Here is a 15,303-nt window from a genome sequence, read left to right as displayed (position 1 = left end):
GAACAAAAACAAAAATTCAAGGTTAAAGACTATAGGATAGTAACGGCTCATTTTTCGTGTAGGGAGACCTGATTTTATGTGTGGCATTGTGGGATATTTAGGCACGCAAGCGGCAACAGATATTCTGGTCTCAGGCTTAGAACGGCTAGAGTACCGGGGTTATGATTCGGCGGGCATTGCGACGATCTGGCAAGAAAAACTCCACTCGGTACGGGCCAAGGGCAAACTATATCGTCTCCGAGAAAAATTAGAAGGAAACAGTACCCCCGCCACCATTGGCATTGGTCACACCCGCTGGGCAACCCATGGGAAACCAGAGGAACACAATGCCCATCCCCATTTGGACATGGCGCAACGGGTGGCCGTGGTTCAAAATGGCATCGTGGAAAATTACCGGGAGTTGCGGGAAGAACTCCAGGGCAAAGGCTATACTTTCCTGTCGGAAACGGATACGGAAGTCATCCCCCATCTGATTGCGGATCTGCTCCAAACGACGAAATCTGAACCGGAACCCCTCCTCGCTGCGGTACAAAAGGCTGTGCAACGGTTAGAAGGAGCTTTTGCGATCGCCGTTATTTGTGTGGACTATCCCGATGAATTGATCGTTGCCCGGCAGCAAGCGCCCTTGACCCTGGGGTTTGGCCAGGGGGAATTTTTCTGTGCCTCGGATATTACGGCATTAATTCCCCACACCCGGGCAGTTCTAACCCTCGAAAATGGCGAAATGGCCCGAATGACGCCCCTGGGGATGGAAATTTATAATTTTGCGGGCGATCGCCTCAAAAAAGCCCCCCGCACCCTCGACTGGAACCCCGGTCAAGTGGAAAAACAAGGCTTCCGGCACTACATGCTCAAGGAAATCTATGAGCAGCCGGCGGTGGTGCGCACCAACCTCGAAGTCTATCTCAATCCAGAAGCAGCCCAGCCGATCAACCTCGGTATTAATGACCCCACATTTCTCGACAACATCGACCATATCCAAATCGTGGCCTGCGGTACCAGTTGGCACGCCAGCCTCGTGGGGAAATATTTACTCGAACAACTCGCCGGCATTCCCACCTTTGTGCACTATGCCTCGGAGTTTCGCTATTCTCCTTCACCGATCATGCCCAATACCCTGACCATTGGCGTGACCCAGTCCGGTGAGACCGCCGATACGATCGCCGCCCTAGAAATGGAAAAAGAGCGTCGCCTCCACCACAACGACCACCTCAAGGCCCGCCTTCTAGGTATTACCAATCGTTCAGAAAGCACGATCACCCACATCGTTGACCAAGTGCTCTATACCCATGCCGGCATTGAAATCGGTGTTGCGGCCACCAAAACCTTTACGGCGCAACTGATGAGCTTTTATTGCCTGGCCCTGGAGTTGGCGGCCCGACGTCAAACCCTCGCCCCTGAAAAACTCCAGCACATTGTCACCGGATTACAGCAGATTCCGACCCAAATTGAGTCGATCCTGGCGGATCAAGAAAAGAGCATCGAAGAATTGGCCCACAATTTCACTGATACCCAGGACTTTATCTTTATTGGTCGGGGGATTAATTTTCCCATTGCCCTAGAAGGTGCCCTCAAACTCAAGGAAATCAGCTACATCCACGCCGAGGGTTATCCTGCCGGGGAGATGAAACATGGCCCCATTGCCCTCCTGGATGCGAAGGTGCCCGTGGTGGCGATCGCCATGCCAGGGGACATTTACGAAAAAGTCATTTCCAATGCCCAGGAAGCGAAGGCGCGGGATGCCCTTTTGATCGGTGTGACGGCCTTAGATGATACGGAAGCGACCCAAACCTTTGATGAAGTGTTACCTGTAGCGGCGGTGGACGAAATTTTGTCACCCCTATTGGCGGTGATTCCCCTCCAGCTCCTTTCCTATCACATCGCTGCACGACGGGGCTTAGATGTGGATCAACCACGCAACCTCGCCAAATCTGTCACGGTGGAATAAAGGAAAAAATAAAGGCGATCGCCCCATATCTTCAGTCCGGGGAGAGCAATAATGTTCTCCCCAATTTTTTGGGAACCAAGGCCTATTTATTAAACGGATCATATTCTGCCAATAGTTTTTCGAGTTTGGCCTCGTCAACCCGATTGAAGATTCGTTTTGATTCTTCTAAGTCCCTAGTCGTCTTCGCCAGGCTAATGGTAGAGCTAATCGAAAACACAAACCCCATGCCCAGGTAGCTTTTCATCCAACCGTTGAGGGGCAACAGATAAATGCCGATCCCCATGGCACTGAGGGACAGAATAAACGCTAACCAGGTTTGAAAAATCCAAGCATTGGTGTGGGTGGCTGGGGCATCAAATTTAGGAGTGGCCATGATCTGGAACCTCAATGAAGACTTGTCGTTGCTTACTTTCATTGTCGGGAAAGATTTTCTGTAGTCGCAATGAGTAAACCCAAGTCCGCAGAATTAAGGTGAAGTAGGATGAAGTAATTAGACTTCCAGAGAAAGCCATGATCACTCTCCAGGAGCTTGAGCACTGGTTCCCTGCTACCCAAAAAAAAGCCTTGCTGACCCAGTTAAAGCAGGTGGTGGGCCTCACGCGGGTGCGGGCTGAATATTTTTTGCGTCTTTGGATCTATCTCCTGGTGAAGGCGAAACTAACGCAACAGCCTCAACTACGGCCCCCCTTAACGGAATTGCAAACTCAATTTGGGGCGATTATTTGTACCCACCGGGAGGCGGCAGAATTGTTCTATGGCGATCAAGAAAAAGGGGGCGATCGCGCCGCAGGAATGATGTTAGATAAGCTGGCAGCCTTGGGGTTAATTCGCAAATATTTCGACGGCAACACCACCTGCATTGAAATTTTGCCGTTACCGCAACAGGTTTTGAGTGCTGAAACCGACGAGGTTGTTTCCCTGACCTTGGGGGAGTTTAATCCCCGTTGTGATGCGATTCCCGTAGCGAATTTGCTCGCGGTAAATTACAACTGGATGAACAAAAATAACGATGCCGTGCCCCACCGGATTGCTAGACTGTTGCGCCAGTGGGGACAACAATATCCCAGGGGAATGCGCGTGTTAAGGCGTGTGGATAATCAAAATCCAGTGGGCTTTTATCTGCTCTATCCGACCGCCGCCCGCTCCGATGTGAATTTTTTTCGGCCTGCAAAAAAGGCATTGCACCTCAGTACGATGGCCGCCGTCGATCCGTTTACCCTGGCCACTGTGGGTGACGAAACCTGTGTGTCGGTGTTTATTCGTAGTTGGGTGATTGATCCAACATATTTAACGGCCTATCGACTCACTTTCCTGGTAGATGCCCAGCAAACCTTACGGAAAATGCAAGGGGATTTTCCCAATCTGTGTGATCTGCATACTCTAATCATCCATCCGAGCTATGCTCAACTCGCGGCAACCCTGGGTTTTCAGCCGACCCAGCAAGGAGATTTAGGTTCGATCCACTGGATGTATCAAGCCCTGGATCGGTTTTTAGCTTTGGATATTGCCACGGCGATCGCCTCCCTTGGGTAAAACTAATCTTTTGCCTTTTCAATTGGCGATTGATTATGATCAGTGGGTTCCATTGTGTTTAGGAAGCAACCCCCTGTGAAACTGGCTTTTATCCTCGATCCCATTGCCAACCTTGACCCCTGCCATGATACGACGGTGGCTTTTATGGAAGCGGCCCAACTCCTCGGCCATGAGGTTTGGATTACGACCATGGAGCAGTTGAGTGTGGTTGACCACCAGGCCTGGGCAACGCTGCAGGCAGTGCAATTAGAGCCAGTGCGTTTGGAAAATGGTCTCTGGGTTGCTGAGGAACATTGGTTTCGCCTCGGAGAACGGAAATTGTTGCCCCTCACGGAGATGAATGCGGTCTTTATGCGCACCGATCCGCCTGTGACTTCGGCCTATCTCTATGCCACGTACATTTTGGATTTGCTCACCCCCACCAGAACCCTGGTGTTGAATAATCCCCAGGGGATCCGCGCCGCCAACGAAAAACTCTACGCCCTCCGGTTTCCCACGGTGATTCCCGCCAGCATTATCACCACGGAAAAGGCAGTAGCGCGACAATTTATCGAAGCCAAAGGAAAAGCCGTTTTAAAGCCCCTCGGTGGGAAAGCAGGGGAAGGAATTTTGTTAATCGAAAAAGGCGATCGCAATTTTAATTCCCTCGTAGAAATCAGCACCAAACAGGGGAAAGAGCCGGTGATGGTGCAGGAATTTTTGCCCGCTGCCCAGGCAGGCGATAAGCGTTTAATCGTCCTAGATGGAGACCCCATTGGGGCCGTAAACCGGATTCCGACGGGGGACGATTTTCGGGGGAATATGGCCGTTGGTGGTCGCATCGCCCAGGTGGATATTACGGAGCGCGACCGAGAAATTGCCGCAACCTTAGCTCCCCAACTCAGGGCCAATGGGTTATATTTTGTCGGCCTCGATATTATCGGTGGCTATGTGACGGAGGTGAATGTCACCAGTCCCACAGGCGTCCGGGAAGCCGATCGCCTCGATGGGGTCTCCATCGGTAAACAGGTGATCGAATGGGTGGCAGAGCAGACATCCCCCTAAATTTCTAGCAAAGGGCGGGTGCTAAAACGTCGGTGATCAGGTCGGCGCTGACTTGATCGGTGATTAAGACCTCCCCAATTTTGGTCGGGAGGACAAACCGGACTTTCCCCGACTTCACCTTTTTATCGCTCTGGAGGGTCTCCAGAATCGCTTCAATCGCTAAATGATTGGGGCATTCGGTGGGAAGACCTGCTTTTTTAATCAAGGCATCTTGGCGTTGGGTCTCAGCCGTCGTCCAGAGGTTCATCCGGGTGGCGATCGCCCCCGCTAGGGCCATCCCAATGGCGACCCCTTCCCCATGGACAAAGGTTTCGTAGTGGGTCAAACTTTCGACGGCGTGACCGAGGGTGTGGCCGTAGTTTAAGATTGCCCGCAAACCCGATTCCCGTTCATCTTGGCTCACGACTTCCGCCTTTGCTCGACAGGAACGTTCGAGGATGAGATCCAGCAAATCGGAATCAATGGTTTCGTAGCTATCAATCTGCTCAGCGGTTTCGAGTTTCGTAAATAAATCAGCATCCCAAATCACACCATATTTAATCACCTCGGCCATGCCCGCCCGGAATTCCCGCACCGGCAAAGTCTTGAGTACCGTCGGGTCGATGAGGACAAATTTCGGCTGGTAGAATGCCCCGATTAAATTCTTGCCTTGGGGATGATTCACCCCTGTTTTACCGCCGACGGACGCATCGACCATTGCAAGCAGAGTCGTGGGCACCTGCACAAAGTTAATGCCCCGGAGCCAGGTGGCCGCCGCAAACCCAGTCATGTCACCGATCACACCACCCCCAAGGGCAAGCAGCGTCGAGGAGCGTTCAAGGCGATTTTTAAAGGCTGTGTCGTAAATTTTTTCGATGGAGGCCAGATTTTTAGACTGTTCTCCAGCAGGGATTAGGTGGGTATCAACGCTAAAGCCAGCGGCCTGGAGAGAATTCACCACCGTTTCGCCGTAGTGACCGTAGATTTCCGGGTTGGAGATGATTAAGACCTTCTGACCCAAGTCGAGGGGACGGAGAAACGTCCCGATTTGTTGGAGGCTTCCTTTGGCGATCGCAATATCGTAGCTATTTTCTCCCAGTTCTACCCGCGTTGTTGCGTCCATAATGCTTTGAGGTGCTTGCTGCTAAAAAACTCAATGGTTAAGTGGGTATTTTACAAGGTGGCGATCGCCTTTTGGGGCACTCCGGGAATCCCGAAGCCCAATTTATTGCAGTCGCCACACCACATTGCCCGCATCATCCTCAGCGGTTACTGCCACAGAAGCCGAATTACCAGAATTATCCGTCGCCGTGCAGTTAAAACTTTCGCCGGTGAGCAAGATCCGATAGGGAGCACCGCAATCGATGGTCGCTTCGACGTTCAGTTGTTCAGCGATACCTTGGGCGATTTGTGTTTCTAAAGTCTCACTGGAGATTAATCCCCGGAGATTTGCGAGGCCCTCATCGGCACTCCAGTTAACATTGCCCTCGTCATCATTTTGGGTGACTTGAATGGCGAGGGTCTGACCTCCTTCCAAAGCGGCCTCACAGCTAAACACATTGCCCGCTTCGATGGCTTGATCTTCAGGGCAAGTCACTGCTGTCGTCGCCAATCCCGTTTGGGTGGTAAGTCCTTGGGAGATTTCTGTTTCGAGTTTTTCAGCATCGAGGGTTCTGTTGCCGAAACCAAAGGATAAGCCCTCGACGGAAAAAGAACAGCCAGCGAGGGTCAGCACCGTGAGGGGAGCAACGGCCCGTAGCATCGGTTGTAAAAAAGAATTTGTGAAACGAACCATGATCAATCAGTTAAAAAATCGACAATAAAGAAGGGCGAAGCTTAAAGCAACCTCAAATAAACTGCCTTTTTTGGGGCGGTCTCAACCGATCGAAAAACGTTTGCTTAGGGTAAGATTTGAATTTTTTGAGGTCTTTTGCAGCACCTTGAAATATTTGTCATTGTAGTGACGATTTATGCTTGACAGTCGTTGCTTATTGTTTCTTAATCGCCAGTGGATACAAGGGCTGGGCGATTCAGGCGAGCAATGAAAATCAGAGTTTCGCAACACCCGGTAAAACCAGTGGTGTATTTGACAAAACATGGCGTATTTAAGACCAGCAGAACTAACCGCTAAAAATTTAACAACCCTCTGGCTGCTTAAGGGCCTTGAATCTGCCTGGTTTCCCATTCCGGTAATTGTGCTGTTTTACGAATCCCAGGGATTGTCCATTGCCCAGGCGATACTCCTCAAGGCGATTTTGTCGGCGGCGATCTTTGTGGGGGAAATTCCTTCGGGTTATTTTGCCGATCAATTTGGCCGCAAAAATAGTTTGGTACTGGGGGCGAGTTTGTGGTTGGTGGGTTGGCTGATTTATTGTACCCAGGGTAGTTTTAGCTGGTTTGCCTGGGCTGAAATTTTAGCGGGGCTTGGTGGCAGTTTAATCTCTGGGGCCGATAGTGCGATCGCCTACGATAGTTTGCTGTCCCTCGGTCGCACCGAAAAATATGCCGCCTGGGAAGGAAAAGGGGTAGCAATCATGGGCATCACAGAAGCGATCTGTGGTCTCGGTGGTGCTTGGGTCGCCCAGTGGGATCTGCGCTATCCATTTTATTTACAAACCCTCTGCATTGGCGCTTATCTAGCCTTGGCATTGACACTCCGAGAACCGCCCCAACAGCACTCTGAGAAAACACCGGGCTGGCGTACTTTGTTGCCGCAGATTCGGGCAATTTTTCAGGAAAGGCGATCGCTCCGGTGGCTCCTGCTCTTTTCGGCGTCCTTGAGTTGTGGTTCTTTTTTGGTGGTGTGGGTTTCCCAAGAATATCTCGTAGAACGGGGTCTGGATGTGACCCAACTGGGCTGGGCTTGGCTACTGTTTCACGGGGCAATGGCCCTTATTTCTTGGCGCATTCACACCCTTGTCCGCTGGTTTTCCTATCGACGTCTATTTGCGCTCCTGCCGGGATGTATGGCGATCGCCTACATTGCGATGGGCCTGATTGAAAACCTCTGGGGGATTTTATTAATTGTCGTTATTTATCTTGTGCGGGGCTGTAACACTCCGTTGGTCTTGAGCTATCTCAATGAACGAATTCCCTCGAACCTACGGGCGACCCTGATTTCCCTGAATAGCTTTGCGTTTCGGTTGCTGTTTATCGGGCTGGCGGCGATCGCCAATGGCGCAACGTGGCTGTGGGGTCTTAATGGTAGCTTGATCGTCGTCGGCATTGTGGTGGGCGTAACTTCTTTGTACGGTTACTTAAAATTACGCCCGGCTCTCTAATTAAACCAAGAGGTCAGCCAGGGGCTTAAAGGAAAATTGGCGATCGCCACCCATTTCCACAACCACTTTAATCTGAGGATTGTCTTGGGTCAGGCTCACAAGGTATTCCTGTTCCTGGCGAGAAAGCACAAACCCTTCAATGATCCAGAGAATAATCCCTTTGCTCTTTTGGGGGAGATTTTCCAATTGGTAGCTCGCAATTCCCGGCACATAATACCGGAGACCCACCGCCGCGCCACTGCCAGCAATATCTTTTTTACCCAGGTGGGGGGGGCGAATCCCGTGGTATTGCGTTAAATAGGCCGCCACATCTCCCAAACCCCGCGCCGTCAAATTGACCACTGAATAACCAGAGCAACGTAAACGACGCACATAGCGGCCTTCAAAACCACCCTCAAGGGGAGCATAGACTGCAACTGCGCCAGACTTTTCTACGGTGCGAATGAAGCTTTTGCCGGTGGTCAGAAGTGCCATGGTTTTACGATCTTGAGATGGATTGAACTTGCCAAAAAATTATATCGGATTCCCCTGGCCCCTGTCGTTAAACTTTTAAGCGGAGCCGTGGTGCAACGCGCCATTTGACCCTACTCTCAGCCTATCGATACAAATGCCTAATAATCCTCATAGCGAGAAACATCTTCCTCTAAACCCGGTCTTCCTAGGGGTTTAGTCCCTTGGGTTTGGCTCCAGAGGGTGAGCCCCTGTAGCGATCGCCGGGGCGGAATTTGACCCAACAGGGAGATCCCGTAGCCCAATAAAATCCCCAGGGGAGCCGTGATCGCCGACCGCCAAATACCAGGAAAAGTCAGCCACCCCGCATTTGAGCCAATAATCACCAAAATGACTGCGGCCACCGTCCCATAAAAAGCGCCCGTACCGTTGACCCGAGGACACAAAACCCCCATCAAGAAAATACCGAGCAATGGCCCCAAAAACATGGTGGTATAGCTCACCAGAAATTCCAGTAAATCTTTCCCCGTTGAGGCCACATAAAACGCTGCCCCAATGCCCACTAAGCCCCAAATCACGATCAGAATTTGCGCAATGCGTAGAGATTGTTTTTCGCTGGCTTTAGGTTGACGGTAGCGGTCATAGAAATCCACGGTAATGCAAGTCGCGAGGGAATGGAGGGCCGAGTCAATGGAAGACATCGCTGCTGCAAAAATCGCGGCTACCAAAAAGCCAGAAGCCCCTGGGGGGACTTGATTGATAATGAAGTGGGACAAAATACCGTCGGCGGGCACCTCAGCGGGCAAACCCCCATTAATGCTGTAAAACCCAAATAGCAGCACCCCTAGTAAAAGCGTCGCCGCTACCCCCACAAGCCCCGAAAACCAACCGAGTAAGATTGCTTTGCGGGCTGAAGTTTCGTCGGCGCAGGAAACATAGCGCTGTACGGATTGCTGATTAGTGCCAGCTACGGCAAAAGCAAGGATCCCGTAGGCAAAGAGGGCTGTCGGTAAAGACCGGATCGAGCCTGGATCCCAGGAAAAATTAAAAACTGCAAGCTTATCATTGGCTGCCGCCACTTGCCATAGTTCCCCAAAGCCGCCAGGAACCCCGGTCACAGCCGTCCAGATTCCCGCACCAATCCCGACAAAAATCATTGCAAACTGCAACACATCTGTCCAAACGACGGCGGTAATTCCCCCAGCGACGGTGTAGGCAATTGAGATGAGTCCCACCAAGAGAATGGCGATGCCGGTGGGCATACCTGTCACCGTGGCGACCACGAGGGAAGCGGCATAGAGCAATCCCCCTAGCCGGGCAATGACAAACAGCAAGAAGCAGAGGGAGCCGAGGGAACGGGTTTTAGCATCGAAGCGTTTTTCGAGATACTCGTAAGCGGTAGTGAGGTTCAGCCGCACAAAAAATGGGAGGAGCAGGGCGATCACGAGGCCATAGCCAAGGAGATCGCCCAGTTGGAGCTGGAGGTATAGAAAGCCATTGGTATATCCTTCCCCTGGCCCCCCCAAGAGTGAGGCAGCAGAAAAGGAGGTGGCGATGATCGAAAAGGCGATCGCCCACCAGGGGATTTGCCGAGCGCCCCGAAAATATTCGTCCGTATTGGTTTGTTTGCGGCTGGCGATGACGCCGATGGCAATGACAATCAAGCCATAGATCGCCACAATCGCCCAGTCAATTACACCCATTATTGTTACACCTCACAATTCGTTAGTCAGCCCCATGACGAGGGAGCCAAGCAGACTTGAACCATTGTATTGATTGGTTGCCTTGGCTCTATGTTCTTGTAACAAAATATTTTTTAGGGACGAGAATCTCCCCCCGTTGGCCTTGGCGACCGGGTTTGGGAATGCATAAACCAACCAAAGGCCGCACTGGTAATAAACATCAGCAAAGAATAAATCGCGGCCGGGATCGCCATCGTTGGCGCATTTAAAAGGGTCGGGGTACTGGCAATGGCGATCGCCAAGGTGCCGTTTTGAATCCCCACTTCTACACTAATAGACTTCGCACTGGGGCCATCCAGCTTCGTGCCGAGGGCGATCGCATAACCCAGAAACATCATGGTCACATTGAGCGCCAACATTACCCAGCCCACCTGGAGGAAGAAACTCACCACATTGGCCCGTTCTGCCAACAGCAAACCCGCAACGACCAAACCCAAGAAAAAGAGCGATAACCATTTCACATAGCCCTCGACCGTGGCCGCAAATTTCGGGGCGTAACGATGGAGCGTCATGCCAATCCCAATGGGAATCAGGGTAATCACCGCAATTTGGATCACCGTTTTGAGGAATGGCAATTGGAGGGTGGCGCTGGCCCCCAGAAAATATTGCATTGCCCCATTAATCACCAGGGGAATGGTAAAAACTGTGATCAAGCTGCTGACCGCCGTGAGGGTAATCGAAAGGGCCACATTCCCCCGCACGAGATAGGTAATTAGATTAGACGTTGATCCTCCAGGACAGGCCGCTAGTACCATTACCCCCACGGCCAATTCCGGGGTGAGGGGAAACAAATTTGCGAGGCCAAAGCCCACCAAGGGCAGCAGTAGCAATTGGGCGATCGCCCCGACAATCACCCCCCTAGGTTCAACTAAGACCCGTTTAAAATCAGTGGGGGTCAAACCTAGGCCCATGCCCAGCATAATCACGAAAAGAGCCAGGGGAAGTAGCACCGCAGTCAGAAAATTGGCATTCATCAGGAATAATCGTTGGTCTCTGGCGAAGGAATACGCGAAAGTTTAGGCTGATTTTACCTTTGTTTTTAGATATAAATGAGCCGGACACAACCGCTCTGGAGGCTTAAAATATTGCAATCCATTGCCTAACGCCGAGAACCCAGAGGGGATTCTGTACAATTTGGGGAGCTTAAACCTTGCCTAACCCATGACTGACAGTACCCAAGTTCGTAAAGCCGACCATATCCGCATTTGTCTCGAAGAAGATGTCCAATTTCACCACAATCGCGCCGGTTTTGAACGGTACCGTTTTGAGCACTGCTGTCTGCCTGAATTGGACTGCGCCGATATTGATTTGAGTACCTCCTTTTTAGGGAAAATCCTTGGTGCACCGATTCTGATTTCTTCGATGACCGGAGGGACAGCCCAGGCCCAGCAGATTAACTTTCGCTTGGCAGAAGTTGCCCAAACCCATCGCCTCGCCATGGGGGTTGGTTCTCAACGGGTCGCCCTCGAAAAACCAGAGGTGGCGGCTACTTTTGCAGTCCGTCAAAAAGCCCCCGATGCTCTCCTGTTTGCAAATATTGGCGCAGTGCAGCTCAATTATGGCTATGGCGTAGAAGAATGCCGCAGAATTGTTGATTTGCTCAAAGCCGATGCGTTAATTCTCCATCTCAACCCCCTCCAGGAATGCATCCAACCCCAGGGGGACACAAATTTTAAGGGGCTATTGGGCAAAATTGAACAGGTCTGTCACCAACTGCCCGTACCTGTAATCGCGAAGGAGGTGGGCAATGGCATTTCCGTCAAAATGGTGCAACGCCTCCGGGAAGTAGGCGTGCAGGTCATTGATGTGGCTGGGGCGGGCGGCACCTCCTGGGCGAAGGTAGAAGCGGCGCGATCGCCAAACCAACTCTTGCGCAATCTGGGGCAGACCTTCGGGGATTGGGGAATTCCCACGGCGGACTGTCTCGCGGCGATCGCCCATTACGATCCTGAAATTCCCCTCATTGCTTCTGGGGGTCTGCGGAACGGTTTAGATGGGGCCAAGGCGATCGCCCTGGGGGCTGATCTTGTTGGCTATGCCCAACCCTTTCTCAAGGCGGCGAGTGAATCCCCAGAGGCTTTGGCCGAGTGGGTCGAACTGCTGCTACTGGAATTGCGGACGGTGCTGTTTTGTACGGGCAATGCTAATTTTCAGCAACTGCAACGGGCGAATTGCCTGCACAAGTTCTAAGGTAAAAACTAAGACCTCTCTCCCGAATGCTCCAACCATGAAAGATTTTTTTAAACAGGTTTTTAGCAGTTGCCTCGGTACCCTGATTGCCCTCAGCCTTTTATCGACCCTCTCTTTATCGGCGTTTATTGCCCTGATTGCCCTCTTTTCTGCCCAAGAAGGTGGCGGCAGGCCCAAGGAAAACAGTATTTTGATCTTCAACATGGGCACGATCATCCAAGACCGGGATCCCTCTAGTTCCATTGGGAATGTCATTGCCGGAGATTTTCCCGAAACCCTCAGTTTGCGGGATGTCACTGAAAGTATCCGCGCCGCTGCTGAAGATGACAAGATTACGGGCCTCTTCCTCGATGGTCGCCAAAATAGCTTGAATGGTTATGCCACACTGCGGGAAGTGCGCCAAGCTCTCCAGGACTTTAAAGCTGCTGGCAAAAAAATCTATGCCTACGATGTGGAAATGACGGAGCGGGAATATTACCTGAGTTCCTTGGCCGATGAAATTTGGCTCAATCCCCTGGGGGTTGTGGAAATGAACGGTTTGGGTAGTGAGCAGCTTTTCTTTAAGGGAGCCCTGGATCAATATGGGATCGGGGTGCAGGTGGTGCGGGTCGGTGATTATAAAAGTGCGGTAGAACCCTTTACCCAAGAAGAATTCAGTCCAGAAAATCGTCAACAAACCGAGGCCCTGCTCAGTGATCTCTGGACAGATTTTAAAGATATGGTGGCTGGCGATCGCCCCTTTGCTGCAACCCTACCCCAGAGCCTGGCTGACACCCAAGGGATTCTTTTGCCAGAGGTGGCCCAACGGGAGCAATTGGTGACGCGCCTGGCCTATTTCGATGAAATTCTGGCGGAACTTAAAACCTTTACGGGCACAGAACTCGATGAAGATTTACCCCAGGTGGATCTGGCCGATTACAGCCTGGAACAGGATTTAGCCCAGATCGGGGTCACCTCGGAAAATGCCGTGGCGGTGGTCTATGCCGAGGGCAATATCGTCGGCGGGGAAGGGACGCCGGACACCATTGGCGGGGATTCCCTCTCACGACAACTGCGGGAGTTGCGCCAGGATCCTGAGGTCAAAGCCGTTGTGCTGCGCATCAATAGTCCTGGGGGTAGTGCGATCGCCTCAGAAATTATCCTGCGGGAGTTGAAACTGATCCGTGAGGCGGACAAGCCCGTGATTGTCTCCATGGGAGATCTGGCGGCCTCCGGGGGCTATTGGATTGCCACCGAAAGCGATCGCATTTTTGCCCAGCCCAATACCATTACTGGCTCGATTGGGGTGTTTGGCATTTTGCCCAATATCCAAACCATTGGTAATAATAATGGCCTCACCTGGGATAGCGTCCAAACGGGGGAATTGGCGAATTTAGGCACGGCGTCTCGCCCGAAAACCGAAGCAGAAATGGCGATTTTTCAGAACTTTGTCAATGATATTTACGGCAAATTTTTAGACCGGGTCAGTATGGCGCGGGGTCTTACGGAAGCTGAGGTGCGCCAAATTGCCCAGGGACGGGTCTGGTCTGGGGAAGATGCCCAGGCGATTCGGCTCGTGGATGAGTTGGGGGGGCTATCGGCGGCGATCGCCTATGCTGTGGACACCGCAGAATTAGGGGAAGATTTTACCGTTAAGGAATATCCCCGGCCCCAAACCTGGGAAGAGGAAATTTTTAGTAATCTATTTGGGGCTGAGATCGAAGCAACTGATCCCCTTTCCCAAGAATGGCTCCGGCTCCAGGCCAGCATCAAACTGTGGCGATCGCTCAATGATCCCAAACAAGTCTATGCCCTCATGCCCTGGCAACCCCAGATCGATTAGGTCGTATATTCGGCGTTAATGCGCACATAGTCATAACTGAGGTCACAGCCCCAGGCCGTACCTTTACCTGAGCCATTGCCCACACAAACAGCAATCAACACCGTATCGTCTGTGAGATAGGCCCCGGCAGCACGATCCGCGAGGTATTGACTGGCTGCTGCCCGATCAAAAGAAAGAGGTTGCCCCTGGTCCATAAGCTGAAAATCCCCCAGGGAAATTTGCAGATCTTCCTGGTTAAAGGTCACCCCAGCCCGGCCAGCGGCGGCGGCGATGCGGCCCCAGTTAGGATCTCGCCCAAAAATCGCTGATTTCACCAAAGACGATCCGGCAATGGTGCGAGCAATTTTCCGGGCCGCTTGATCATCTACGGTGCCAGACACTTGAATTTCCATTAAACAGGTGGCCCCTTCCCCATCCCTGGCGATGCACTTGGCGAGATACTGGCACACTTCCGTGAGCATGGCTTCTAGTTGTTGGGCACTTTTGGACTGGGGATCGGTGATCGCCGTGGTGCGGGACTGACCGTTGGCCAGGGCAATGACGCAATCGTTGGTGCTGGTGTCGCCATCGACGGTGATTTGATTAAAACTTTTGGCCACAGCCCGGCTCAACATCCCTTGCCACAGTGGTGTCGAAACCGCCGCATCACAGGTGATAAAGCCCAGCATTGTTGCCATGTCGGGGTGGATCATCCCGGAGCCTTTACAAATGCCGCCGATCCGCACAGGCCGCCCTTCAATTTCTGTTTCTAGGGCGATCGCCTTTGACACAAGATCCGTGGTCATAATCGCCTGGGCCGCTGCATCGCCTCCCTCTGGGGAAAGGGCAAATACCACCTGGGGGATTCCCGTTTCTAGGGCAGCCATTTTGATCCGTTGGCCGATCACCCCTGTGGAGGCCAGCAAAATACTTTCTGGAGGGACATTGAGGGCTTTGCCTAACCACTGGGCCGACTGGAGCGCATCTTGCCAACCGGCTTCTCCAGTGGCGGCATTGGCTTGACCAGAGTTACACAAAATCGCCCGACTGCTGGGTTTTTCCTGGAGGCGTTGACGGCAATAATCGACACAGGCGGCGCGCACTTCTGACTGGGTAAACACCCCGGCGGTAATCGCTTCGGTGTCAGAAACAATCAGCGCCAGGTCTGGTGCCCCCGAAGGTTTGAGTCCGGCGGTGATCCCTGCGGCCCGGAAGCCCTTGGGAGCCGTCACACTGCCAGAAATTTTGTGCCAATTTGCCATGGTTTTCGTCAACGCTAGATGGGTTGCAAGCCATTATACAGGGGGGCTTGGGGATTTTTTTGCGGTAATTGTG

At 52.2% G+C, this 15,303-nt stretch carries 13 protein-coding genes; 6 read left to right on the top strand and 7 right to left on the bottom strand.

The window, feature by feature from the left end; translation table 11 throughout:
- Nucleotides 1-76 precede the first annotated feature (76 nt).
- Entirely contained in the window at nucleotides 77-1,948 is a 1,872-nt protein-coding gene (gene glmS / locus AWQ23_RS05870) for a glutamine--fructose-6-phosphate transaminase (isomerizing) (RefSeq protein WP_062433429.1), read from the top strand.
- 82 nt (nucleotides 1,949-2,030) lie between these two features.
- Here the strand turns inward: glmS and AWQ23_RS05865 are convergent, their stop codons facing one another.
- The gene (locus AWQ23_RS05865) at nucleotides 2,031-2,321 is read right to left on the bottom strand and encodes a YiaA/YiaB family inner membrane protein (protein ID WP_012306772.1); all 291 of its coding nucleotides are present in this window, start codon (nucleotides 2,319-2,321) and stop codon (nucleotides 2,031-2,033) included.
- Between the two features lie 137 nt (nucleotides 2,322-2,458).
- On the opposite strand from AWQ23_RS05865, the gene AWQ23_RS05860 reads away from it, so the two are divergent.
- Complete coding sequence (locus AWQ23_RS05860; protein WP_083500695.1) at nucleotides 2,459-3,481, top strand: hypothetical protein; 1,023 nt, start codon at nucleotides 2,459-2,461, stop codon at nucleotides 3,479-3,481.
- Between the two features lie 75 nt (nucleotides 3,482-3,556).
- Nucleotides 3,557-4,525: a glutathione synthase gene (gshB, locus tag AWQ23_RS05855; RefSeq protein ID WP_062436549.1), complete on the top strand. Its 969-nt coding sequence runs from the start codon at nucleotides 3,557-3,559 to the stop codon at nucleotides 4,523-4,525.
- 4 nt (nucleotides 4,526-4,529) lie between these two features.
- Here the strand turns inward: gshB and aroB are convergent, their stop codons facing one another.
- Both aroB and AWQ23_RS05845 read right to left on the bottom strand, forming a co-directional pair.
- Complete coding sequence (gene aroB / locus AWQ23_RS05850; RefSeq protein ID WP_062433426.1) at nucleotides 4,530-5,627, bottom strand: 3-dehydroquinate synthase; 1,098 nt, start codon at nucleotides 5,625-5,627, stop codon at nucleotides 4,530-4,532.
- A gap of 102 nt (nucleotides 5,628-5,729) precedes the next feature.
- Nucleotides 5,730-6,299, bottom strand: a complete 570-nt coding sequence (locus AWQ23_RS05845; RefSeq protein ID WP_062433423.1) for a DUF4333 domain-containing protein — start codon at nucleotides 6,297-6,299, stop codon at nucleotides 5,730-5,732.
- A gap of 301 nt (nucleotides 6,300-6,600) precedes the next feature.
- Here AWQ23_RS05845 and AWQ23_RS05840 point away from each other — a divergent pair, with 301 nt between their 5' ends.
- Complete coding sequence (locus tag AWQ23_RS05840; protein ID WP_062433419.1) at nucleotides 6,601-7,785, top strand: MFS transporter; 1,185 nt, start codon at nucleotides 6,601-6,603, stop codon at nucleotides 7,783-7,785.
- Here AWQ23_RS05840 and AWQ23_RS05835 read toward each other — a convergent pair whose 3' ends face one another.
- The 3 genes from AWQ23_RS05835 to AWQ23_RS05825 all read right to left on the bottom strand — a co-directional run bounded on the left by AWQ23_RS05835 (nucleotide 7,786) and on the right by AWQ23_RS05825 (nucleotide 10,951).
- On the bottom strand, nucleotides 7,786-8,259 hold the full coding sequence (locus AWQ23_RS05835; RefSeq protein ID WP_012306766.1) for an NAD(P)H-quinone oxidoreductase subunit N: 474 nt from the start codon (nucleotides 8,257-8,259) through the stop codon (nucleotides 7,786-7,788). It abuts the gene before it with no gap.
- Nucleotides 8,260-8,396: 137 nt separating this feature from the next.
- On the bottom strand, nucleotides 8,397-9,938 hold the full coding sequence (locus AWQ23_RS05830) for a sodium:solute symporter (RefSeq protein WP_030006245.1): 1,542 nt from the start codon (nucleotides 9,936-9,938) through the stop codon (nucleotides 8,397-8,399).
- Nucleotides 9,939-10,051: 113 nt separating this feature from the next.
- On the bottom strand, nucleotides 10,052-10,951 hold the full coding sequence (locus AWQ23_RS05825; RefSeq protein WP_062433416.1) for a bile acid:sodium symporter family protein: 900 nt from the start codon (nucleotides 10,949-10,951) through the stop codon (nucleotides 10,052-10,054).
- Nucleotides 10,952-11,138: 187 nt separating this feature from the next.
- Between AWQ23_RS05825 and fni the strand changes: the two genes are divergently transcribed.
- Together fni and sppA are read left to right on the top strand one after the other, a co-directional pair.
- Nucleotides 11,139-12,167 carry a type 2 isopentenyl-diphosphate Delta-isomerase gene (gene fni / locus AWQ23_RS05820; protein ID WP_062433413.1) on the top strand — a complete coding sequence of 343 codons (1,029 nt, stop codon included), beginning with the start codon at nucleotides 11,139-11,141 and terminating at the stop codon, nucleotides 12,165-12,167.
- 37 nt (nucleotides 12,168-12,204) lie between these two features.
- Nucleotides 12,205-13,989, top strand: coding sequence for a signal peptide peptidase SppA (gene sppA, locus AWQ23_RS05815; RefSeq protein WP_062433411.1), 1,785 nt, complete (start codon nucleotides 12,205-12,207; stop codon nucleotides 13,987-13,989).
- On the opposite strand, the gene argJ is transcribed toward sppA, so the two are convergent.
- The gene (gene argJ, locus AWQ23_RS05810; protein WP_062433409.1) at nucleotides 13,986-15,230 is read right to left on the bottom strand and encodes a bifunctional ornithine acetyltransferase/N-acetylglutamate synthase; all 1,245 of its coding nucleotides are present in this window, start codon (nucleotides 15,228-15,230) and stop codon (nucleotides 13,986-13,988) included. The genes sppA and argJ overlap by 4 nt on opposite strands.
- Nucleotides 15,231-15,303: the final 73 nt, after the last annotated feature.

The sequence above is a fragment of the Picosynechococcus sp. PCC 73109 genome, assembly GCF_001521855.1.
In the GTDB taxonomy this organism is placed as follows: Bacteria; Cyanobacteriota; Cyanobacteriia; order Cyanobacteriales; family MRBY01; genus MRBY01.
The sequence above is the reverse complement of the archived record's forward strand: the minus strand, read 5'-3'. Positions and strand labels throughout refer to the sequence as shown.

What these genes read in the sequence shown, in the direction of transcription:
- AWQ23_RS05835 (WP_012306766.1), bottom strand. Translation starts at nt 8,259, where the DNA reads ATGGCACTTCTGACCACCGGCAAAAGCTTCATTCGCACCGTAGAAAAG.
- AWQ23_RS05860 (WP_083500695.1), top strand. Translation starts at nt 2,459, where the DNA reads ATGATCACTCTCCAGGAGCTTGAGCACTGGTTCCCTGCTACCCAAAAA.
- AWQ23_RS05840 (WP_062433419.1), top strand. Translation starts at nt 6,601, where the DNA reads ATGGCGTATTTAAGACCAGCAGAACTAACCGCTAAAAATTTAACAACC.
- AWQ23_RS05830 (WP_030006245.1), bottom strand. Translation starts at nt 9,938, where the DNA reads ATGGGTGTAATTGACTGGGCGATTGTGGCGATCTATGGCTTGATTGTC.
- sppA (WP_062433411.1), top strand. Translation starts at nt 12,205, where the DNA reads ATGAAAGATTTTTTTAAACAGGTTTTTAGCAGTTGCCTCGGTACCCTG.
- aroB (WP_062433426.1), bottom strand. Translation starts at nt 5,627, where the DNA reads ATGGACGCAACAACGCGGGTAGAACTGGGAGAAAATAGCTACGATATT.
- AWQ23_RS05845 (WP_062433423.1), bottom strand. Translation starts at nt 6,299, where the DNA reads ATGGTTCGTTTCACAAATTCTTTTTTACAACCGATGCTACGGGCCGTT.
- argJ (WP_062433409.1), bottom strand. Translation starts at nt 15,230, where the DNA reads ATGGCAAATTGGCACAAAATTTCTGGCAGTGTGACGGCTCCCAAGGGC.
- AWQ23_RS05865 (WP_012306772.1), bottom strand. Translation starts at nt 2,321, where the DNA reads ATGGCCACTCCTAAATTTGATGCCCCAGCCACCCACACCAATGCTTGG.
- glmS (WP_062433429.1), top strand. Translation starts at nt 77, where the DNA reads ATGTGTGGCATTGTGGGATATTTAGGCACGCAAGCGGCAACAGATATT.
- AWQ23_RS05825 (WP_062433416.1), bottom strand. Translation starts at nt 10,951, where the DNA reads ATGAATGCCAATTTTCTGACTGCGGTGCTACTTCCCCTGGCTCTTTTC.
- fni (WP_062433413.1), top strand. Translation starts at nt 11,139, where the DNA reads ATGACTGACAGTACCCAAGTTCGTAAAGCCGACCATATCCGCATTTGT.